14 protein-coding genes are annotated in these 22,810 nt (G+C 62.6%); 6 read left to right on the plus strand and 8 right to left on the minus strand.

The features are described 5' to 3' along the window. Positions 1 to 164 precede the first annotated feature (164 nt). From QQ658_RS06525 to QQ658_RS06545, 5 genes are all read left to right on the plus strand, one after another. Positions 165 to 6,698, plus strand: coding sequence for a DEAD/DEAH box helicase family protein (locus QQ658_RS06525; protein WP_286026838.1), 6,534 nt, complete (start codon positions 165 to 167; stop codon positions 6,696 to 6,698). Next, complete coding sequence (locus QQ658_RS06530) at positions 6,698 to 9,139, plus strand: UvrD-helicase domain-containing protein (RefSeq protein WP_286026839.1); 2,442 nt, start codon at positions 6,698 to 6,700, stop codon at positions 9,137 to 9,139. The genes QQ658_RS06525 and QQ658_RS06530 overlap by 1 nt, the downstream gene beginning before the upstream one ends. Positions 9,140 to 9,246: 107 nt before the next feature. Further along, positions 9,247 to 10,551 (plus strand): hypothetical protein, encoded by a 1,305-nt coding sequence (locus tag QQ658_RS06535; protein WP_286026840.1) that lies wholly within the window; start codon positions 9,247 to 9,249, stop codon positions 10,549 to 10,551. A gap of 123 nt (positions 10,552 to 10,674) precedes the next feature. Further along, positions 10,675 to 12,507: a DUF2207 domain-containing protein gene (locus QQ658_RS06540; RefSeq protein ID WP_286026841.1), complete on the plus strand. Its 1,833-nt coding sequence runs from the start codon at positions 10,675 to 10,677 to the stop codon at positions 12,505 to 12,507. A 76-nt stretch (positions 12,508 to 12,583) separates the two neighbouring features. Continuing rightward, positions 12,584 to 14,419 carry a DUF2207 domain-containing protein gene (locus QQ658_RS06545; RefSeq protein WP_286026842.1) on the plus strand — a complete coding sequence of 612 codons (1,836 nt, stop codon included), beginning with the start codon at positions 12,584 to 12,586 and terminating at the stop codon, positions 14,417 to 14,419. Here the strand turns inward: QQ658_RS06545 and QQ658_RS06550 are convergent. The 3 genes from QQ658_RS06550 to QQ658_RS06560 are packed head-to-tail and all read right to left on the minus strand — an operon-like array spanning position 14,416 to position 17,527. After that, a complete protein-coding gene (locus tag QQ658_RS06550; RefSeq protein WP_286026843.1) occupies positions 14,416 to 15,114 on the minus strand; it encodes a DUF6320 domain-containing protein in 699 nt (232 codons plus the stop codon). The genes QQ658_RS06545 and QQ658_RS06550 overlap by 4 nt on opposite strands. Then, a complete protein-coding gene (locus tag QQ658_RS06555; protein ID WP_286026844.1) occupies positions 15,111 to 16,535 on the minus strand; it encodes an alcohol acetyltransferase in 1,425 nt (474 codons plus the stop codon). Before QQ658_RS06555 ends, QQ658_RS06550 begins: the two co-directional genes overlap by 4 nt. Next, a complete protein-coding gene (locus QQ658_RS06560; protein WP_286026845.1) occupies positions 16,532 to 17,527 on the minus strand; it encodes an alpha/beta hydrolase in 996 nt (331 codons plus the stop codon). Before QQ658_RS06560 ends, QQ658_RS06555 begins: the two co-directional genes overlap by 4 nt. 368 nt (positions 17,528 to 17,895) lie before the next feature. Here QQ658_RS06560 and QQ658_RS06565 point away from each other — a divergent pair, with 368 nt between their 5' ends. Continuing rightward, a complete protein-coding gene (locus tag QQ658_RS06565; protein ID WP_286026846.1) occupies positions 17,896 to 19,179 on the plus strand; it encodes an MFS transporter in 1,284 nt (427 codons plus the stop codon). A 180-nt stretch (positions 19,180 to 19,359) separates the two neighbouring features. Here the strand turns inward: QQ658_RS06565 and QQ658_RS06570 are convergent, their stop codons facing one another. The 5 genes from QQ658_RS06570 to QQ658_RS06590 form a co-directional block, all read right to left on the minus strand. Beyond that, positions 19,360 to 19,806 (minus strand): hypothetical protein, encoded by a 447-nt coding sequence (locus QQ658_RS06570; protein ID WP_286026847.1) that lies wholly within the window; start codon positions 19,804 to 19,806, stop codon positions 19,360 to 19,362. 212 nt (positions 19,807 to 20,018) lie between these two features. After that, the gene (locus tag QQ658_RS06575) at positions 20,019 to 20,738 is read right to left on the minus strand and encodes an AAA family ATPase (RefSeq protein WP_286026848.1); all 720 of its coding nucleotides are present in this window, start codon (positions 20,736 to 20,738) and stop codon (positions 20,019 to 20,021) included. A 10-nt stretch (positions 20,739 to 20,748) separates the two neighbouring features. Continuing rightward, the gene (locus QQ658_RS06580) at positions 20,749 to 21,144 is read right to left on the minus strand and encodes a type II toxin-antitoxin system VapC family toxin (protein WP_286026849.1); all 396 of its coding nucleotides are present in this window, start codon (positions 21,142 to 21,144) and stop codon (positions 20,749 to 20,751) included. Beyond that, positions 21,141 to 21,371 carry a FitA-like ribbon-helix-helix domain-containing protein gene (locus tag QQ658_RS06585; RefSeq protein WP_286026850.1) on the minus strand — a complete coding sequence of 77 codons (231 nt, stop codon included), beginning with the start codon at positions 21,369 to 21,371 and terminating at the stop codon, positions 21,141 to 21,143. Before QQ658_RS06585 ends, QQ658_RS06580 begins: the two co-directional genes overlap by 4 nt. 48 nt (positions 21,372 to 21,419) lie before the next feature. Continuing rightward, the gene (locus QQ658_RS06590; RefSeq protein ID WP_286026851.1) at positions 21,420 to 22,793 is read right to left on the minus strand and encodes an amidohydrolase family protein; all 1,374 of its coding nucleotides are present in this window, start codon (positions 22,791 to 22,793) and stop codon (positions 21,420 to 21,422) included. Between the last annotated feature and the right edge of the window lie 17 nt (positions 22,794 to 22,810).

A 22,810-nucleotide genomic window follows, 5' to 3' on the forward strand; every position in this document is an offset into this window, starting at 1 on the left:
CTACTGCGCACAAAAGCTCGCGCCCTGCGTGACCGGTATCTCGGGTCCGCTTTGCGACTACCTCGCTGTGTGTACGCCCCGACACCGGCGAAAAGCAATTTGGTAGACGCCCAGGATTTAGGTTTCTGTGCGAGCCATGCACCAGTACAAGAGAGACCCGCTCCATGAGTGAACTGCTGCCACCCACGCAGGCCAGGGCGCTGCAATCCGGACTGCTGGAGTATTTGACCACGACCTTTGCGCTGGCCGACGGTGATGCCCAGACCGCGCTAAGGGAGTTTCTCACTGACCCGGACAGCGGCCTTTTCAAGGGGCCTTATCTGCGCACGTCGCTGCCGTTTCGTGCCGCGCCCCGCCGCTCGGCAGACGGTCTGTCGTGGACCCCACCAGGTTTCAGCCCCTACGGGCATCAGGCCGCAGCGTTCGCCAGGCTGAACTCCGCCGAGCGTCGTCCGCTGCCGACACTGGTCACCACCGGCACCGGATCCGGCAAGACCGAAGCATTCACCTACCCGGTGCTCGACCACATCGTCCGGGCGAAGCGTGCGGGGCAAACTGGTGTCAAAGCACTGTTCCTGTATCCGATGAACGCGCTGGCCACCGACCAGGCCTCCAGACTCGCGAAACTCATCTCGGCCACCGGCGAGAATCCGTGGGGCACCATCACCGCTGCCATCTACACCGGCGACCAAACCCACGAGCGCACCAAGGTCAGTGACCAGGGCCTGATCACCAGCCGCGAGGTGATTCGCTCCGCCCCGCCGGATGTACTGCTCACCAACTACAAGATGCTCGACCAGTTGCTGCTGCGAGAGGCGGACCAGCGCATCTGGGCCCAGTCCGCTGAGACCCTGCAGTATCTGGTGCTCGACGAGTTCCACACCTACGACGGCGCCCAGGGCACCGATGTGGCGATGCTGCTGCACCGACTCGGGCTGGCTCTCAAGTCGTATTGGCCCACCCGCGGCACCGTTGCCGACTCCCACTCCACAGATGAATGGTCCCGACCGCTGGGCCGCATCACTCCGGTGGGCACGTCAGCGACGCTGGGCGGAGGCACCGATGCGGGGCTTGCGCAGATGGTCGATTTCGCCACCACCATCTTCGGCGAACCCTTCGACCGCGACTGCGTGGTCACCGAATCACGCCGCGACATCGCCGAATGGACCGGTGACGCGACAAAACGAGTCGAGGATCGGGGACTTCGCCCGGTCATCGTCACCACTAGCGGTGCCGCGGGGATTCACCAGCTCGCCCAGGCCGGTGGCCTAGATGCCCAGGCACTGTGCCACCGCGTGCTCGTCGCAATGTATGACGCGGCCGATCAAGAAAACCCGGCAACCTTCCCGAACCCCGATGACCATGACGGACTGATCAACCTGGCGAAGGCGCACCCCCTCGTCCGGGCTCTGATCTCGAAGACCGCGGCAGCCACTCATATTGACCGGCTCGCCGATGACCCCGAACTGTTCCGCGGCGAAAGCCTTGACCCCACATCCCACCAGGTGCGCGCCGACTTCTTACTCGACCTTGCCTCGGCACTGGGGCACCTGCGCGCACTGCCCGACCGGCAGGCGGTGGGCACTGAGACCCATCTGTGGATCCGCGAGCTCTCCCGCATTGACCGATACGCGGGTACCCAGGTGCGGTACCGCTGGGCCGACGACGGCACCCCAGCGTCCGACATGGAAGACCCGACCGGCGCACAGCAAGAGTGGTTCCCGGCCCTCTACTGCCGGCATTGCGGACGCTCCGGCTGGGGAGTGCAACTGGCGAACACCGGCAGCGACCTGACAGCCGATGACGCCCACATCCGCCGCAACCATGCCAATCACTCCGGCAGATTCCGCGCTCTCATCAACGCCACCCGGGAGGCCGAAACCATCGATGAGACGGCCACCCACTCGAATGAGATCGACACGCGACTGATGTGGTTCCACACGCAGCATCGCCACTTCGAGGTGCAGCCGCCGGAACCGGACGATGACGACTACCGCGCCGGGCTCATCCTGCCGGTGCTGATGCTCACCGGGGACGATGCCGACCAGCGCTCCAAGAATGACGAATGCCCCTCCTGTGGCAAGCCCGACGGCATCCGCTTCCTGGGTTCGGCGATCGCCACTCTGCTCTCGGTGACCATGTCGAACTTGTTCGGCGCGGCAGGAATCGACCCGAGCGACAAGAAGGCCCTGGTCTTCGCCGACTCGGTGCAGGACGCCGCACACTACGCGGGATTCATCTCGGCCCGCTCACACTCCATCACCTTGCGGGCCGTGCTGCGCGAAGCTCTCGACGACGACGAGATAAAAACCCTGCCGGAGCTCACCGAGCGGGTGCTCGAACTGACCCGATCCGACAGATTCCGCCGCTACCGGATGCTGCCCGCAGAACTCGCCGACGACCCCGAGATGAAACCATTTTGGGCCTCACCCACCTGGAGTGGCATCCCCACAGCGATCCGCACCAAGGTACGCAACCGGCTCGCCTTCGACGCCACCTTGGAGTTCGGCCTGTCCGGAGGATTCGGGCGCACCCTGGAACGCACCGGATCGGTCTGGGCCACGGTCGGCACCCCATCGTCCGATGACCTGGCGAGCATCGCCCGGCAGACACTGGCCGAGATCGCGCAGGACAGGCTGGACGAACCTCTTACCGCCATACCGGACGACGAGCTCGTCGGATGGGTGCGGGGTGTGCTGGAGCGGATGCGCACCCAAGGTGCCATCGGGCACCACTGGTTCGATTCGTTCATCACCAACGACGGCAATCAGTTCTTCTTGTGGGGCGGCCGACCGCGCAATGTCGGGATGCCGGCCTTCCCAAAGGGCAGATCGATCCCCGGCTTCCCCTATGTCGGTGGCCCGAGCCTCACCGGCGGCGCATCTGGCAAGAACATGCAGCTCGATCCGGTGGTGGGATCTCGCTCCTGGTATGCGGACTGGACCCGCAAGGTGCTCGGTGTGCCCGCCGCCCTGGGTGGGGTGCTCGCCAAGCAGCTGCTGGCCGGGCTCACCAAGGCCGGGATCCTTGACTCGTCCATCACCAAGACCGGCCGCACCGTCTATCAGATCCGCCCCGACCATCTACTCGTCGGGGCGGTCCGCGCCGAACAATTGGCAAACGGTGCAGTGACACTGCGTTGCGATGTCTGCCGCACCCCCTATTCGGCAAGCCCCGATGCGGTCCGCGGCCTGGCCGACGGCCCATGTATGGCGCCCAGATGCTCCGGCCGGCTACACCGTCAGCCGGGCGACCCGAACAACGCCTACCGCACGCTCTATGCGTCGAGCAACATGCGCAAGGTCATCTCCCGGGAGCACACCTCGCTGCTCGACAACTCCACCCGGGCCGACTACGAGAACACCTTCAAGAACGCAGCAGCCGACCCGGGCGCGCCCAACGTGCTGGTGGCCACCCCCACCCTCGAGATGGGCATCGACATCGGTGATCTGTCGACCGTTTTCTTGGCCGGGCTGCCGCGCCGCGTGGCGAACTATGTGCAGCGGGTCGGTCGTGCCGGCCGGTTGACCGGCAACGCCTTGGACATGGCCTATGTGCGTGGCCGCGGCGAGTTCTTGCCCAGGCTGGGGGAGCCCGAGTCGCTGATCAACGGCGAGGTCGCGCCACCGGCCACTTATCTGAGCGCCGAAGAGATCTTGAAGCGGCAGTACCTGGCCTGCGTTGCCGGTGAACTTGTTCGCGACGATGTGGACGCGCACCACCCGCGCACCATCGCTGCGGCCATGAACCCGGACCTCGGCTACTTCTTAGATGCGATGATCAGGCTGGGGGAGCAGCCCGGCGGCATTGATGCCTTCCTGGACACATTCGCCGACCTCGACCCGAGCGCGAAATCGACCCTGCAGGCCTGGGCTACACCCGGTGAAACCCCGTGCAGCAGTGACCTCGCTGCAATGGTCTACAGTGCGGTCGGGTCTTGGCGACATGAGCAGGAGTCCCTCGTCCACCGCAAGGATCAGATTCTGAAAGTCCTCGGCGAACTCGAAAAGGCCTCGAATCTGCATGGATCGTCGTCCGAGGACAGGCAGCATTTCGAGGCCGCCAAGGCGGAGCTCGATCTGGTCGAACAGCAACTCGCTCGTGCGACGACGATGGATCAGCGCACCGCGCAGGGTGCTCTGCTGCACGTCAACAAACAGATCGCCGAAACCGGCACCGAATACTGGATCTCGGCGCTGGAGCGGGTAGGAATCTTCCCCAACTACACCCTGCTGGACGACACGGTGACCCTGGACATCGCCATGAACTGGCTGAACCCTGACACCGGCCAATACGAGCACGAGCCCGTCAGCTACCAGCGCGGTTCGGCGAATGCGCTACGTGACTTCGCCCCCGGGGCCACCTTCTACGCACACGGATACGGCATTCAAGTGGATTCTGTTGATCTCGGCCCGGAAGCCGAAGCAGTGCGCAGCTGGGTCTTCTGCCCGCAATGCGGATACGGCCAAGACCTCACCGAACGGGGCCAAGTACCCGCCGAATGCCCGCGCTGTGGCACCGACGGCATCGGCGAAGTAGGTAATCAACTCGATGTGATCGAGTTCAAGAAGGCCTCCGCGAATGTAAACCGAGAGTCTGCACGGATCTCCGATGCGTCGGACGAGCGGGTACGCGCCGGATTCACCACCATGCTGGCTGCCGACATCGACCCCGACCGGATCGACCGGCAGTGGTTCACCGAAGGCACCCAGTTCGGGGCAAAGCTGGTCAACCGCTTGACACTGCGCTTCCTGAACCTGGGCAAGCGGGTCGAACAGGGCAGCCAGCGGATGATCGCGGGGGAGCAGCACTTCGTTCCGTTGTTCCAGGTGTGTCACGGCTGTGGGCATCTCAACACCCAAACCAGGGCGAACTCCCGCGTCGAACACGCACCGTGGTGCCCGCACCGCGACGACCCTGCCGAGCACAACAAGAACGTGGCGCTGTCGCGCACCCTGGTCACCCAAGGTGTACTGCTGCCGCTGCCATGGCAACTGACCAGCGGAGACCATTTCGCCATCCCCAGCCTGGAGACGGCCGTACTGATGGGGTTGCGTGACGAGTTCGGCGGATCACCCGATCACCTCGGAGTCGCGGTGGTCACCGATCCGACGACACCGGGTGAGGACAAGCTGCCGGCACTCTTGTTGCACGATCAGGTACCCGGCGGAACTGGCTACCTCGCAAAACTGGCCGACCCGCATGCTGTCTGGATGATGCTCCACAGCGCCTGGAAACGGCTGCGCGATTGCCCCTGTCAAAACGAAGAGCGGCTCGCTTGCCATCGTTGTCTGCTGCCGTATGCAGCACCGTGGCAGGTGGATCGGGTGTCGCGGATGTCCGCTGAACGGCACCTGCGTGAGATCCTCACCGGATCAGCCAGTGGCCCAGAGCCCACCGCACAGATGACCTGGCAGATCACGCACGTCGCGACCGCCTCCGCGCACAGCGATGAGTCCTTCCTGGAGCAACGGTTCCGGGTCGAGTTCGCCAAACGTCTCGACTCCGTCGCAACCATCACTGAGAAGCCGGGAGCCACTGGGAACATCTTGGCCCTGTCTGCTGGCCCTCAGCAGTTCGTGCTCCGCCCACAAATCGCGACGCTGGGCTCGAAGCCCGATTTCGAGTTGACCGGCTCGGGCATCACCCCCGTCGACATCTTCACCGACGGTCTCGCTTTCCACGCGTCGCCCCACATCAATCGGGTGGCAGACGATGCGCACAAGCGAGCAGTGCTCAGACTCGATGGCAAGCATGTGCTCGCCGTGACCATGGCCGACTGCAACGCCGAGGCCGATCACCTGGCCTCCGGTCAGTTCCCGGCTGCACCCTCCTGGCTGGACGAGCGGCTCACCGGCAGGCTCCGCCAGCAGTACGGATTCAGTCCGGCCGCCCTGACCGCGCTGACGACCGGGCCGTTCGGCTATCTCAGCTATCTGATCTCCGGTGAATCGGCGGCCGGCCTCAGGCGATTCTCCGACGCCGTGCCAGGCTACTTCATGATGGGGGTCGACGGTTCTGCCTCACCCGAGGTCTACTTACCGGAAGACCAAACCTTGACAGAGGCTGCCGCTCGGTTTATCGCCGGCTACCCGATCGTCCCGGCGGGAGCCTCGCGGGTGTTCTGGTGGCGACACAACGAACTCGGCATGTTGGTGGATGCGCGCAAGGGATTCCCTCACCTGAATGCCTGCCTTATCCTGGATGACAGGCCTCAGGCAGTGTCGTCCGAGACCTTCGCCGACTCGTGGCGCGAATGGCTGCAGATCTCCAATGCGCTGATTGCCCGTTCGCCCCACCTTGAGATCGAGATCGTATCCGTCTCCTTGGTGCAGCAAGGGTTGACTGCTGCCGCGGTGCCCGAGGCCGCTCATGATGCGGTCAAGGCTGTCTTGGCGACACCGCGCGTCGATATCATTGCCGCACCCGGGCTTTCCGCCGAGTGGCAGGGCGTTGTGCAGGCGATTGATGACCACCGGCTCGCGACCATCGTCCGCGATCTTGCGGATGCGGGAATGCCGGTGCCTGATGCGGGCGAGGAGATTGCCGGTATTCCGACAGATTTGTCGTGGCCGGATGCCAAGGTTGTCGTAGTGGCTCAGCCCGAAGCCGACGACCAGGAGTTGCTGGAAGCCGAAGGTTGGTCGCTTGCTCCGGCTGACCTCGAGCAGATTGTCGCAGCGGTGAAAGGACAGTAATGGCCAAGTCCATGCTGATGATGTCGAAACAGGCCAACGATATCGATGGCTCGGTGAAACAGAAGGCTTATACCTTCTTGGACAAGCTGACCACCGATGACACCTCTCCGGGACTGCACATTGAGCCCATCGCACACACTGCTGACAAGCGAGTTCGTACCGGTCGGGTGGACGACAAATATCGCGCGGTGCTATTCAAACTCGACGCCGAGACCCCGGTTTATGTGCTCTACGGTATCTGGATGCACGACGAGGCCATTGCGAAGGCGAAAACAGCCAAGATCAGCCTCAATCCGGTCAACGGTGTCGTAGAGATCATCAAGGCCGAGGCGCTGATAGAACCGGAGCCCGGGTACAGCGCGCCAATCAAGGGTTATTCCGCCGCCGCTGAGTCACCGACAGCCTCACCGATTTCGCCGAAAGAATCTCCTGAGGAGATTCCGGAGGTCGCCGATGCTTCGGTTGAGGCGATCGCATCGGAGGCCGAGGGTATCGCGGTCGATGACTCGCCGATTGGCGCACCGCTCCCGCAACCTGCCGCACCACTGTTGACCGTTTCGGCCGCGGAGCTGGTCTCGCTGGGCATCGACCCCGAGCTGGCAGCCCACGCCGTGACGATCACCGATGATGCTGAGTTCACCAGCGCTTTGGAAGGTGCGCCGACGTGGCAGAGTGAGGCATTGCTTGCGCTGGCCACCGGCAGCTCCATTGACCAGGTCACCGACGAGTTGGAGCTATCCACAGCGCCGCGCGAGGTTGCCGCCGACGACGATCAGGCGTTGATCGATGCCTTCGACGAGCCGGCGAGCATGATGGAATTCGCTCGAATCGAGGGCAGCGACGAGTTGCGGCGGGTGATCGAGGAAGGCGACTTCGGTGCTTGGCGGGTCTTCCTGCATCCGGTGCAGCGGGCCTGGGTGTCTCGCAACTGGAACGGGGCGTTCCGGCTGGCGGGCGGCGCCGGCACTGGTAAGACGGTGGTCGCTGTGCACCGCGCCCGGCGGCTGAGCCGGGAGGATCTCGGCCGCCGAATCGTTCTCACCACGTTCACCCGGAATCTCGCCGATGAACTCCAATCAAGTCTCGGCAGGCTGGATCCAGATCTGCCTACCACCAGCGATCTGGGTGCCTCCGGGATCTATGTCAGCGGCATCGACGCCCTAGCGTCCACAATAGTGCGAGCTGCAGGAAAGGGAATCTCCGACGCAGCCGAGCAGGTGCTCGGTGCTGCACGCAGCGACCTCAGTGAACGCATGAGCAACGGGCTATGGAGCAGAGTCGTTCGTGAGACGGTCGACCTGCCGTCGCAGGCTGCGAGCGCTCGCTTCCTGGAGAGCGAGTACCAAATGGTGGTGCTGCCGAATCTGATCACCACCGAAGCCGAGTACCTGAAGGTACGTCGACCCGGACGAGGAGTGCGGCTGAACAAGACGGCCCGGCAGGCAGTATGGCGGGCCATCCAGCGATACCGCGACGAAGAATCTGTGGCGGGTTGCACGGACTTCGCTGAGCGCGCAGCAATCGCCGCCTGCTACTTGGATCAGGTCGCCGATGCCCACCCGGGAACCGGTGCCGAGGTGATGACGAACCAGCCGAGGCGGTCGGGTGAGAGCGCTCTCCCGACCAACGAGGTGGGTAGGGTCGCCGATCACGTGCTGGTGGATGAAGGTCAGGATCTACAGCCCGCGCACTGGATGCTGATCCGTGCACTGGTCGCTGAAGCCCCCAATGACATCCTCATCGCTGAGGATGCTCATCAGCGAATCTACGGCCAGCGGCTCGTGCTGTCGCATTTCGGTATCAAGACTCAGGGACGGTCGCGCAAGCTGACGCTCAACTATCGGACGACGGCCGAGAATCTGAAATGGGCGACTGCGATCCTGTCAGGGGCGAAGTATCAAAACCTTGACGGCGAGGACGATGCCGTGGACGGTTATCGGTCGGCGAGGCGCGGGCCGAAGCCCACTGTCCGGGCATGTGCCGGATTGGTTGAGGAACTGGACGTCGCCGCGGACACGTTGCGCGCATGGACTGCCGAGGACCAGGCCGGTTCCGGCGCGCTTGCCGTGCTGGTGCGCGACCGCTATCAACGCGATCGAGTGGTAGCGGGGCTGAGCGAGCGCGGAGTCACCGCGCGGGCGGTCGACAGGGGAACGGTCACCGGATCCGGCCCGGTGGTGATGACCATGCACCGCGCCAAAGGTATGGAGTTCACCAAGGTCATTTTGTTCGACGTCTCAGCCACGTCCATCCCGGCCGGCTTGCGCAATTTCGACTACAGCCCCGAAGACAAGGCCGACGCCGAGCTTCGCGAGCGGGCCCTGCTCTATGTGGCGGCCTCCCGGGCCGTGATGAGTTGGTCGTCCTCTGGTCGCAGGTTCATGGTCCCAGCTCACTGCTATCCAATTGTTAGTCCTCAGTCCATACGAGTACACACATGACCCAGCTGTTTCTACTAAGAGCCACTAAGTCCTGTGCGATCTCCGTTAGAACTCTACTACTTGGCCCCCATTAGGATCAGATATCTCTGGAAAAGAAGGCGACTTTTATGCAGAAGGCAACCGTTGTTGATGTAATTGAGACTTTTTTCGGAGAGCTTCCACCAACAGGAGCGGTTAGTTCTATGACCGACGCAGAATTTGAGTTATTTGGAAGACTGGTAAACGAGTCTGGGACCGCGCACATAAATGAGGACTCACACGCGGCGCAAGAATTAGTTTACCCTGGTGGCTTCTTAGGTCCATACTGGAACGCAGATTTTGTCCAACCCGCGATAGCGGGCATGCTTCTGTATCAACCTAGAGTACTTCTTCATGACCAGATCTGTGACTTCTTTGACGATGGTTCCCAGGCGTGGATTCCTAGTGTCCATCAGATCAGATATTACGCCTCTAATGGTGAGTACCGCGATATTGCGCCGAGCCTGGAAAGCTGGATAAAACAGGACTTGTATTCTACCTATTTTGATCAGGGGAACATTCAAGGAGCGAAGCTCGCTGTAGACCATATGGTTCAAAGAATTTGTGAGTTTGCTCCTTTAATACGTGACGGAACTATCGTTTTGCGTCCACAACGACCAATAATGCGTAATCAAATCAACTCGGTCATGGCTTCGGCTCGGACGGACGCAAAATCCGAATCTATGCTGGAAGCCGCAAAGACGGCCACCGGGCTTACGCAATGGGACATGATTCAAGGAGGAAAGATCTCGCTATCCGGCGGAAGTGTACGCACTAGCGATATCCGGTGGCAATGGGAAACAGAGTTCATGTACCTCGCCAAGAGCCTTGCGATCGCACATTCTTATGGGGCGATATATACCCCGACTCACGACCCTGACTGGAAGCTGCTTCAAGCCAAGATCAGTTCAGAGCCCAAACGCTATCGGTCTTTCATTCATTCTGATAAACGTGTCGAAACTCTTACTGAGGTCGCTAATGTCAGCCTCCCCTCCGGTGTTTTTCCTGCCAGAACCGTGGCAAAGCTCCGGGCCAATGAAGCGGCGTTTGAAGACTGGCGGAGCGTTATCCGGGATATCGTAAGAGAAGCAGATGCAGTCGCGAATGAAGATGTTCCGCTGCTCGTGCAGGACCGCTTGGCCCCCCTCAATAGAAAGATCGTTCAACCGATCAGCGCGGCGGTAGCAGTGAATTCTGCAATTAGGGAGATTCCGATCGAGGCAGGAATATATTTTCTGACTTCTTATGCCGGAGGTTCACCGATCGCATCCCTTGTTTCCGCTGGAGCTTATGGTGTGTCGGCTTGGGCCAGGGACATGTATTCGCGAAGGAAGAACAGTTCGTCCGCCTCGTGGGTGTTCACGCGGCTGCGGGACACGACCGCCTCCCGGTAGACGAGCCAGAGGCTCTTCGCCGCATTGGGGTTCTGCCAGACCTGCATCAGTGTTTCGGGGCTCGCGCACGAAGGCGTAGCGACTTTCGTCGCCGCGAGCCGTTACACCGTTAGGCTCGTCGACATGGACGAGACACAGGTAGTGAAGAGAAGACCGGCGTTCACGGCCATCGTTGCGGCATTTCTCATCGTGCTGGCGTCGCTCAGCACTTTTGGCTCACCGGCGAGCGCCCACGCCGACGTGAACGATTTCGACATTGCGAGCTTCCACGCCGACTACGAACTCGGGCGAGACGCCGACGGACGATCGACGCTGCACACCACCGAGCACATCGTGGCCGTCTTTCCCGACTTCGATCAGAACCGCGGCATGATTCGCGACCTGACCCGGGTCCACGACGGCCACGACACCGATATCGACGTGGTCGGAGTCACCGATGAGAACGGCGCGCCGCGAGATTTCGAGACCGAGAAATACGGCGACTTCTTGTCGGTAACCATGGCCGTTCCCGAGGGCGAATTCGTGCACGGTGAGCAGCACTATGTCATCGAATACACCCAGCACGACGTCACCCGTTTCTTCGAGGACACCGGCGCCGACGAGTTCTATTGGGACGTCAATGGCACCGAATGGGCACAGCCCTTCGGCACCATCAGCGCAACCGTGACGATGGACGATGAGTTGGCCTCCCAACTGGATGGCAACGCCAGCTGCTACCGCGGCCTGTTCGGCTCCACTCAACAGTGCGGCATCGTCCGAGAAGGCAACTCGTTCAGCATCGACGAGCAGGATTTCGGGCCCGGCGAGAACGTGACCCTTGCTCTCGGTTTCGCGCCCGGCACGTTCACCGAAGCACCCCAGCCGATCTGGAAGCAGATCCCGGTCTTCGGCTACGCCGGTATCGCAGGCCTGGTGGCGTCCCTGGGCGGCTTCTTCGTCGCCTTCGTTCGTGGCCGTAGGGCGAACGTGGGGCACAACGTGCTCCCTCGATACGATCCGCCGGAGATGCTCAGTATCGCGGTGGCCGCCGAGTTGCTGCGGGCCGGCAAACGGACGATGACCGCGACCCTGCTCGATTTCGCGGTGCGGCGCAAGGTCGACCTGCGCTACGACGAACGGAACAAGATCTATGGCGTCCGCTCCATCACGTTCCAGGGATTGCTACCGATGGAGCGAACAACCTATAACCGGTTGTTCGGCAGCTTCAGCGGCAATTCGGACGCCAAGCCCGGCGAGACGACCTGGTTCACCTCGACCAGCACCACCCTCGGTGACACCGCCGCGGCCACGATCAAACGCGCGAAAGTGGAAGTCAAGAAGGCCGGCCTGCTCAGATCGGCGAACGGCGCACTGATCACGCTCATCGTCCTGGTGCTGATCGCCGGCACCGGGCTACTCGTCGCCCAGATCGCTCTCAGCTGGGGCCAGCGGCCCATGGTCGCCGCGATCATCGTCGGCAGCCTGGCGCTCGTCGTGATCGTTCCCGTCATCATCTACCTACTCGCCAGGCCCTATCGCGCCACGAAGGAAGGCGGACGGCTGATCGACCACCTGACCGGCCTGCGCGCCTACATGCAGCTCAACGATGCCGATCGCATCCGCATGATGCAGGCTCCGAGCGGCCCCGTATTGGACGACGAGGGCATCGTCGACGTCTACGAACGGCTGCTTCCCTACGCGGTCCTCTTCGGTATCGAGGACGAGTGGCAGCGCGTGCTCGAACCGTATTACCGCGAATCCCGGCCCACCTGGTACGAGGGCCATTACAACGCCTCCGACGTCTTCTGGATTCAGCACCTGGCCACCAACGTCAACTCGGCGAAGGTGACACCGCCGAGCCCGTCGGTGTCGTCGGGCTCGGGTTCTGGCGGTTCGTTCTCGTCGTTCAGCGGCGGCTCGTTCGGCGGGGGCTTCTCCGGAGGCGGAGGAGGGGGAGGCGGCGGCCGAGGCATCTGATAGCTGACGGTTCGCCGAGATCCGCCAATTTTAGGCGATGGCGCGCATCGGAGGGTCTGGGTTTAGCCTGGTTGGCATGCCCCACCCACATCTGCCATCCCGATCAGTCTCGTCGCCCATCATCGCCGCGTTGCTCATCGTTTTCGCCTCCATGCTGAGCTTCGGACTGCCCGCCGCCGCGCACGCGGATACGGACGATTTCGTGATCTCGGACTTCCATGCCGACTACGTGCTGGGGCGCGACGCCGACGGACGCTCCACTTTGCACACCACCGAGCACATCGTCGCCGTCTTTCCCGACTTCGATCAGAACCGCGGCATGATTCGCGGCCTGACCAGGGTCTATGACGGCCACGGCACCCATACCGAGATCCTTTCGGTCACCGATGAATCCGGCGAGCCCCGTGACTTCGACACCGAGAAGAATGGCGACTACCTGTCGGTAACTGTGGCGGTGCCCAAGGGTGAGTTCGTGCACGGCGAGCAGCACTACGTCATCGAATACAGCCAACGTGACGTCACCCGTTTCTTCGAGGACAACGCCGCCGACGAGTTCTACTGGGATGTCAACGGCACCGAATGGAGACAGCCATTCGGTCAGATTTCTGCGAGCGTCACTTTGGACGATGATCTTGTGGCCTCGCTGAACGGTGACGCCTCGTGCTATCGCGGTGCCATGGGGTCTACGCAGCAATGCCGTGTTATCCGTGACGGCAATTCGTTCAGCATCGACGAGCAGGATTTCCGTCCGGGGGAGAACGTGACCCTGGCCGTCGGATTCGATCCCGGTACCTTTGCGGCAGCACCGCAGCCTCTCCAGAAAAGGATCCCGCTCTTAGGACTCATCGGATTGGCGGGGTTGCTTACCTCGGTGGGTGTGTATCTCGCGTCCACCCGCAGGGCAGCCAAACTCAATACCACCCGGACTGTGCTGCCACGATACGATCCGCCGGAGATGCTCGGCATCGCCGTGGCCGGTGAGCTGCTGGGCGCAAGCAAACAGGCGGCGACGGCCACCCTTCTTGATTTCGCGGTGCGCGGCAAGATCGAGCTGCGCTATGACGCCACACGTCACATCTACGGTGTGCGCTCGATCAGCTCTGAGGGTCTATTGCCCAGCGAACAGCCGATGTTCCACAAGTTGTTCGGCCACCGCAAGGCAGGCCCAGGCAGCGACCGTATCGTGTGGTTCACGGCCAAGAGCACCAAGCTCGGCGACGCTGCCTCGGCCAACGACCAACGCGCTCTCGAGGAGGTGAAGACCGAAGGCCTGCTCGAGCGAGCGCCCATCGGGTTGATAGTTCTGACCGTTATCGGGTCCGGGGTCGGCGTGCTGCTCTCGATCATCCAGCTAGTGATGCTCCTGGACACGATCGACTCCGGGGTACTCGCCGCAGTGGGCATGCTGCTCAGCCTCGTAGTCGGCTTCCCGCTCGTCGTCCTCCTCCCCATTCTGCTCGGCATCGGACTCAATAGACCCCACCGGCCGACGCCGAAGGGCGGAAAGCTCATCGACCACTTGGCGGGCCTGCGAGCATATATGCAACTCAGCGATGCCGATCGTATCCGCATGATGCAATCGCCCAGCGGCCCGGTGATCGACGATCACGGTGCCGTCGACGTCTACGAGCGGCTGTTGCCCTACGCCGTGCTGTTCGGTATCGAGGAGGAGTGGCAGCAGGTGCTGGCGCCGTTCTACCGCGACTCCTCGCCCACCTGGTTCTATGGGAATTTCCGGCCCGACGACGACCGCTGGATTCGCCGCCTCGACACGACCATCGCCTCGTCTCGGACCACATCTTCGAGGTCGCGGTCGCATTCGTCCGGGTCATCCTCATCGTCGCGCGGGGGTTCGTCGGGTGGCGGCTTCTCCGGAGGTGGCGGCGGTGGCGGTGGTGGCCGCGGCATCTAAAGGTTCAGGCGGCTCTTGAGTTCGTGCCGAATGTCCTTGCCCTGAGTGACATAAAGCGCGAGCAGCGAGCCCAAGCTGATGATGATGCACACCATCGAGGGACCTGCCACGCCGACCCAGCCGAGCACCAGAAAGACAATCGGCACCAGCCCGAGCAGGGCGGTCAGCCCGCTGTACACAATGTATTCCGACGCGTCGATCTGCATCGCCTCCACCGCGATGAGCAGCGCCATGACCGAGAACCCGCACAGGCACGGCACCGCCCAGGTCAATGACCAGCCGTACCATCCGGTCAGGTAATCCCAGTAGACGCACACCAGGGCGACCACCACGACCAGGTAGACGGTGCCCTTGGCGATATTGCGGCGTTTGCGTGCCGCCATCATCACCACCAGCCACATCGCCGTCAGGCCCAGCCACACCGAACGCCAGATGCCGATACTGTCGGATTGCCTGCCGAACAGCAGTTGTGCGGCAAAAGAGGCGGCGATCACGGCCAGCGAAATCCAGAACAGCAGTCGGAATGCCCGCTTTCGGGAGTATCGCAGCCGGATCACCGGCAGCGGATCGACAGGCTGGCCGCCCTCACCACGCGATTCGGACCCTGCGGTCACCGTGATCAGTGGTTTGCCGCACAACGGGCAATCTGACCAGCTGCCCACCACACGGGCATCGCACTCGGGACAAGTCTTCATCGCTCGGCCCGCCACTGCGCTCGGTGCGCGCCCGGGCCGGCGGCTTCGAGTTCTTCCTCGGTCACCCGGGTGGCCGCCACCGTCACATCGACGCCACGGGAGGTGAGCAACCGCGTGAACTCCCTGACGTGATCGGTTTCGACGAATGGGGACGTGAAGCTGATGGCCAGAACCCCATCGTGAGAAACCGCACAGAACTGCGGACGAATGGCGGATACGTGCAGCCAGACGCGTCCGATATGGGCATCAGCGGGCTTCGGAAACCTTATCGGGCCGAGATTGGAGATCGCGACGGTCAACCCGCGGTTGTTGGATCGGTTGATCAGCCCGAGAATCACGTCCTTGAGGATTCTCGGCACGATGCGCAGGGCGGGCATGCGTTCGAACCGGATCAGGCGGCGAAGCTTCGCGTCGAGGGCGTGCGGGGTGATCTTCTCGCGGAACTGTTCGTCCAGTTCTCGGCTGATAGTCGAGATGTCATCCAGGTGTTGCCCATAGGTGTATTCGAGCCGGGTCGTGGCGAAGAAATTCCGCGGGGACGCCGAGGGAAAAAACTGACGCAGATTGACCGGCACCGAGACCGACAACGTGCGCGCCTTGCCCAGGTCGGGCGTCGCGAGCCGGATCGATTCGAAGAACAACGCTGTCAGGTAGATGGTGAGGGATACGCCTTCGCCCCGGGCGAGCGCCAGCGCCTGGCTGACCGGCATGGTCAACTCCACCACCCGTGGACGCCGGTCAGGGGTGCGGGTGCCCTTCACCTGATAAACCGCTCCCGCCGCGGGGTGGACGACGCGCTCAGCCGCACCCGGTGTCGGTACTGGTGCCGTTGCCGGTGCTGGTGAAGGGCCGTCATCTGCATCAGGCTCGAACAGGTGCCAGCGCCGAAAGTAGGTGGTGAAGCTGTCGGTGGTCAGTCCACGCTCGGCCCCCGGAACACCTTCCCTGGCCGGATCCGGGTGCGGCTCCGGTTCACCGGCTGCGGTGTTGTCTGCGGGGCCCGGGTGCAGGAGCCGGACGTACTCGTCCAACAGATCAACCAGGAACCACGACGCCCCGGTGCCGTCCGAAAGTGCATGAAAGACCTCGAGGATGACCCGCCGATGATGGTAGGCCACCCGGAACAGCAGCGTCCGGCGGTCGGGCTGATAGATGGGTGAGCAGGTCGGCAGCCGGTCGGGCGTCACCTCCGGGCGCAGGTCGCTGTCTTGCAGGTAGTACCAGAAAATGCCGCTGCGCAGCACTGCGTGGTACAGGGGGTAGCGGTCATAGGTGGTGTTCAGGGCTTGCTGCAGAGTCTCGGGCCGAACCGGCTCGTCCAGTTCGGCGCTCAATCTGAAGACCTTGGGATCGGATTCGCTGCGCGCGGCCAAGAAGATATTGGACGCATTGTCGAGCCGTACCCAGGTTCTGCGGGTCATGACGGCTCGGGCTCCGGTGCCTGAACCACGGTTATCTGCCCTCCGTCGGTCACCCCGCCGGCCCGCGTGCCTTCATCGAGAAAGTCGTTGATGACCTCATACCCTTCGCGAAGTACACGGGCGAACCGGGGCAAGGTGATGAATCCGTGCAGGGCGCCGTTCACCCGGTAGACCGAGGCGTCGTTGCCCGCGTCTGCGAGGGCACGTCCATAGGCCTCGCCCTCGTCGTGCAGCAGATCGAGTTCGGCGGTGACGACCAGCGTTTTCGGTTGCCCGGATAAGTCGGTGGCCATCAGCGGAGCGACCCGCCAGTCGCGACGCTGCTCGCGGTCGGGTACATAAAGATCGAAGTAGTCCTCAACCTCGAGATTGGTCAATCGGTAATCGTCGCCATGTGTGCGAACCGATGCGAATGGTGAGGTTGCCGGATCGTGATCCCAGTGGGTCACCGGATAGAGCAGAATCTGCCTAGTCACGCCGCGATGCCCGTTCTTCTTCAGCAGGAGCGAGACCACCGCGGCCAGGTTGCCGCCTGCCGAATCTCCGACCAGGACGATCCGGTCTGCATCGTTGACACCCGCACGACCCGGATCGTCCAGCAATAGCCGGGTGACCTGATAGCAATCGTCCAAACCGGCGGGAAACGGGTGCTCGGGCGCCAACCGGTAGTCAACCGAGATCACCACACAGCCCGTCAGATCCGCCATCGTCGCGCATGCGGGGGTGTAGCTCTCGATATCTCCGGTCACCCAACCACCGCCATGGAAGAACAGCAGCACGTCATCACGCCGGCGCTCCTTGGGCTGGAAGACGCGTGCGGGAATCGGGTGACTGCCGTCGTCCGAGACGATCTGCTCGTCGAGCGCAAGGTACTTCGGCCGGGGCAACTCGGCCATTTGGCGCTGCAGACGCCGCACCTTCTCATAGTCTTCCCGCATGTCGACCCTGGGCGCCGCGAAGAGTCTCAGAACCGCCTGAAGGAGCCGGTTCATGGAAGGTCCGTCATGCACAGCTCAGCCATGAGGACAGCTTACGGTGCCCGCAAACCTCTGCGGCCTGCGATTCGGGCGAACAAAATGATGCCTGGTTGCGGCAACTCTTCAAAAAATTTGCGGAGGCCCGGCACCCGAACTTCCCACGTTCTCGGCGACCGTACCGGGGCAGGGAAGAAAGCCCGACTATAGGATCACGATACGCGCGCCGCCCCGGCTCATGATGATCGGGGTTACCCTGCTGGGGGGCGGTCAAGCCCCGAACGAAACGTAGCAAGAAAGCCAGGACATTAATGTCGGACACCTCGCCGACCGACGCGACAGTGGCAGAGCCCGCCGTCGAACCGGAACAACTAAGAAGAGCGGTATTGGCCTCGTCAGTCGGCTCCGCCCTCGAGTATTACGACTTCTACATCTACGGGCTCGCCACGGCGCTCATCATCGGGCCCTTGTTCTTCGCCCCGATCGGGGCGTCGGCCAGCCTGATCGCGTCGTTCGGCACCTACGCCGTCGGCTTCGCGGCCCGGCCGATCGGCGGCATCGTCTTCGGCCATCTCGGTGACAAGCTCGGGCGCAAGGTCATTCTGATCACCACCATCTGTCTGATGGGTGGCTCAAGCTTCTTGATCGGTGTGCTGCCCACCTATGCAACCGCGGGCATTGTCGCCCCCATTCTGCTGATCCTGCTACGGATCGTTCAGGGACTCGGCGCCGGGGCCGAGCAGGCCGGCGCGACGGTGCTGGTGTCGGAGTTCGCTCCGCCGAAGCGACGCGGTTTCTTCGCCGCGTTGCCGTTCGTCGGGATTCAGATCGGCACTCTGATCGGCGCAGGTACGTTCGCGCTGTTGGGCCTGGCCAGCACCGACATTCTGCACGGCTGGCTGTGGCGAGTGCCCTTCCTATGCGGCGCCATCCTGGTCTTCGTCGCCGTCTACATCCGGTCGAAATTGAAGGAGTCGCCGGCCTACGTCGCCTTCGAACAGGCCAGCGCCCAAAAGGACGAGCCGGTCAAGATGGGGCTCGGCGAGGCCCTGCGTACCTCACATCGCAACATCCTGATCGGTATCGGGCTGCGAATGGCCGAGAACGGCAACTCCACCATCTATTCGGCACTGCTCATCGCCTTCCTCGGCACCGTGCCGGCCTTCGAGGGACGCACCGCCACCATCGGGCCGTCGGGAGCCGTGGTGGCCGCGGTCGTCGCGATCTTCACGGTGGTCGGCTTCGGTGCGCTCTCCGACAAGTTGGGACGCGTCAAGGTCTACCGCTTCGGTGCAGGCTTCCTGGTGCTGTTCTCGCTGCCAGCCTTCTACCTGCTCACTTTGGGGCATATCTGGCTGGTGCTCACCGTGATGGGCATCGGTATCGGAATCGGCGTGCAAGGCATGCTCGGCCCGCAGTGCTCGCTGATGCCCGAGCTGTTCGGCAACTCGCACCGCTACACCGGTGTCGCCTTGTCTCGCGAGGTATCCGCGGTGTTTGCCGGCGGTATCGCCCCGATGCTGGGTGCCTGGTTCTTGCAGCTCACCAACAACGCGTGGTGGACGGTCGGCGCCTACGCACTGGTGCTGTCTCTCATCACTTTCTTGACGACCTTCGTCACCCCGGAGACCGCGGGACGTTCGCTCACCGATCTGGAGGACGCCAAGTAACCCTCATCCAGGTAGCCGCCATGCACGGCGAAGCATCCTGGACCTCCCACAGCGGGGAGATCCAGGATGCCTTTGTTTCTGATCAGGGCGCCCCGGGCGGCCGTAAGCCGGCTCCGGCTCAGCGGTTCAGAGACCACGCCGACTGTTGCTCGTGAATAAGTCTCCGTGCCCGTTGATGCTCTAATTCGGGGTAATGGTGCCTTCCATTTTGGTGACCTTGATGGTGTATCCACTTTGCTCATAGGACACATCCATGAGTAGGATCTGTCCGCTATCAATCGATTCCGTCGCCATTTGCGCAGTGCCCGGTATCTGATTCAAATCGAAATCGATGGTGGGAGTCCAGCCGCTCTCATACAGTTCCACGAGCAGGTAGTCATAAAGGTCTTGGGTTACCGATTCGCTTTCGTAGGTGTACTCCTGGTACGCGCCATCGCTGCCTGTCCCGCTCGACACCCCGTTCACCTTGCGTTCACCGACCACGGAGTTCACCGAGGGAATACTGTCATTGTCGAATTCATAGGCTTGCAACTTCTCCGCTTTGCCGCAGCCCGTGAGTATCAATAGTCCACACGCAAGTGCCATTGCGATGATAGTGGAAGGAAACGTCTTGGTCGCAGATTTCATGCCGGGAGTTCCTTTCGCTGTCTAAATGATGATAATAATGAGGCCGATGCGTGTGCGATGGGCCTATTTTGCAGATATATTGCGTCCCCGAATGTTGCATGTACTGGCGGCTGCCAATGTCAGTTCGTCGTAGCCGGTACATCATCGGGGAATGACCACAACGCTCCCGATGGCATCGTATCGACGCACGGGGTCGCGACAGGGGCTACTTGCTACTCAAGTCCGAAATAACCCGGGTCGTCCAGAAAGCGCCGATACAGCGCGACCGACATCAGGTCTTTCCACTCGCGCCGGCAAAAGCCCGTTTCGTCCAACTCGACGATCTGGGCACCCGGAATCGCAGCGAGGATGGGGGAGTGCGTCGCCATCAGGACCTGGATCCCCTCATCGCGCAGCCCGCCGATCTGGTTTGCCAGAGTGATCTGTGACATGAACGACAGACCTGCTTCGGGCTCGTCGAGCACCAAGAAGCCGCCGCGCCCGGCCATGTGGACGAGCTTCTGATCGAGCAGCGCATTGAACGCCTGGCCGTGCGACAGCTCGTGATACGGAGCGTCCGCCCCGGGATGTTCTTCGAGGTAGGTCAGCAGCCCGTGCATGGTCTCGGCCCGGACGAAGTACCCCCAGCGCGACTGCCTGATGCCGCGTATCAGCGCGAGATGCTCGTGCAACCGGGATTCGGTCGGACGATCGGACGGCCGCTCGTTCGTGCTGCCGCCCTCCGCGCTCAGCCCGTAGGCCATCGCGACCGCCTCGATGATGGTCGATTTGCCGACCCCATTCTCACCGACCAGGATGGTCAGCTCCGTCAACTCCAAGCCGTCGCGCAGCAGCTGCGCGACCGGCGCCATGCTGAAGGGCCAGCCGCGCCGTTCATCGTCGATCGGAGCCGCGACTATCTCGCGCACCGGTAACGCGCTGAAAGCGTTCATTTCGTCGTGTTCAACTAACCAGACTGATCTTGGCAGCATGTCCACCCGAGTGGGCGAGGCGAGAATCTGCGGTCAAGAGTTCTGCGCTCAATAACTCTGCAAGCGCGAGATAGGCCGCGTCATAGGCAGTAGCGTTGTCACGCAGTTCCCAGATCCGGTCGGCCAAGGTCTGATGAGAAAAGAAACGGATATTGAGATCCGCCAACAAGTCCAAGGCCTCTTCAGCAGCCTCCACTGACGTCACCTTGGCCAAGACTCGTCGTCGCAGTACTTGGATGACTTCTACGGTCAAAAGCTCGGGAGCAGCGATCTGCCAGCGTGCTTTCTCCAGGTGCTCTTGGACCCCGGAAGAAAGCCTTAAGGACAATGTCAGCTCGACCGCAGCAGAAGCATCAAGGACGATCATCGCGCGTCACGTTCAGCACGCACGGATTCTGCGGCAGTCTCGCCGTTATAGGGCTGGATCGGACGATTGCTGAAGCGTTCGCGCAACTCTGTCTCAGTAGGTACCGTCATCGCTCGCCTCAATTCACTCAAGGCCAGTTCCGACAAAGTGACGCCTTCACGCGCAGCGCGCGCTTTGAGCTGACGATGCAGATCTTCGGGGACATTTCGCACCTGAATCATGGACATGCATCAATGATGCGTTCATCACGATCACATGCGCAAGGCGGTCAGCACTCAGGCCAGCAGCGCGCCCAGTTCGCGGGCGCGTGCACGTGCTCGGGCGCGGATCTCTGCGGTGTCGACGGCGGTGCAGTGGCCGTCGGCGACCACCTGGCGGCCCTCGACGTAGACCTCTGTGACGTCTTGGCCGGCGGCGCACTCGTAGAGGAAGGCCTCTTCGGAGTCGTAGCCTGCGGCGTCCGGGCCGTCCATCGAGATCACCACCAGGTCTGCTCTCTTGCCGGTCTCGAGCGAGCCGATCACCTCGCCCAGCCCCATGGACGCCGCACCGCCGACGATCGCCATCTCCAGCGGCTCGCGGGGATCGATCTCGTTGCGGTTATGCCGGCCCACGCCCTCGACCAGCTGCTGGCCCACCCGGGCAATCATCGCGACTCGGAAAAGATCAAGCGTGCCCAGCATCGCGACCCCATCGGTGCCCAGGCCGATATCGACGCCGCGGCGGCGCATCCGGATGGCCGGTGCCGGACCGATCCCGAAGTTGCCCTTGGCGCAATGGCAGGCCGATACGCCGTGCCGGGCGTAGGCAGTGATGTCGGCGTCGCCGACCAGAACCGAATGCGCACCATGCAAGGTGTGGTCGAAGACCCCGATCGATTGCAGATACTCGACCGGACGATGCCCGAAGTTCTCCAGGGCGTAGTCGATCTCGTAGGTGCCCTCCACCAGATGGGTGTGCACCTTGACGCCGCGGTCTTGGGCTTCGCGGTGTATGTCTTTCACCAGGCCGGTCGAGCAGGCGATGATCTGGCGCAGCGACATGCCTCCGGTCACCCGGATCGATCCGTCATCTGCGTGGGGGAGCGCCTCGACGACATTGATGTTGGCCTGCAGCGCCTGGTCGGCGCTCATCTGCATGCTGCCCGGGATCCGGTTGCCGCCGTCCATCGTCGACTGGGAAACCGCGCCGCGGATACCGGTCGTCCACGCGGCCTTGGCCATCGACAGCGGATACGGCCCGCCGGCCTCGAAGAAGGTCGTAGTGCCGGTCTCCAGCATGGTGGAGTAGGCCAGCAGCCCCGACAACTCGACATCGTCCTCCGAGAGGTTCGACTCGAACGGCACCAGGTATTCGACCCAGGTCGGCACCCGCAGATCGCCCTTGCGGCTCAACGCGGTCAGCAAGCCGCGCATCATGGTCTGTGCCGTGTGCAGGTGCGCGTCGACCAGGCCGGGGATCACGATCTGGCCACCGAGGTCGCGTTTCGCGCTGGCGTTCACCCGGGCGCGCAGTTGATCGACCGGCCCGAGGTCGATGATCGCGCCATCGTTGATGGCGATCGCGCCATCGGCGATGACCGTGCCATCCGCGTCGAAGGTGACGATGAACGCGTGCTCAAGCAGCAGGTCTGCAACCTGGGGAGCCATGATCCTCCAAAATAGCT

The sequence above is a fragment of the Propionimicrobium sp. PCR01-08-3 genome (genome assembly GCF_030286045.1).
Classification (GTDB): Bacteria; Actinomycetota; Actinomycetes; order Propionibacteriales; family Propionibacteriaceae; genus Brooklawnia.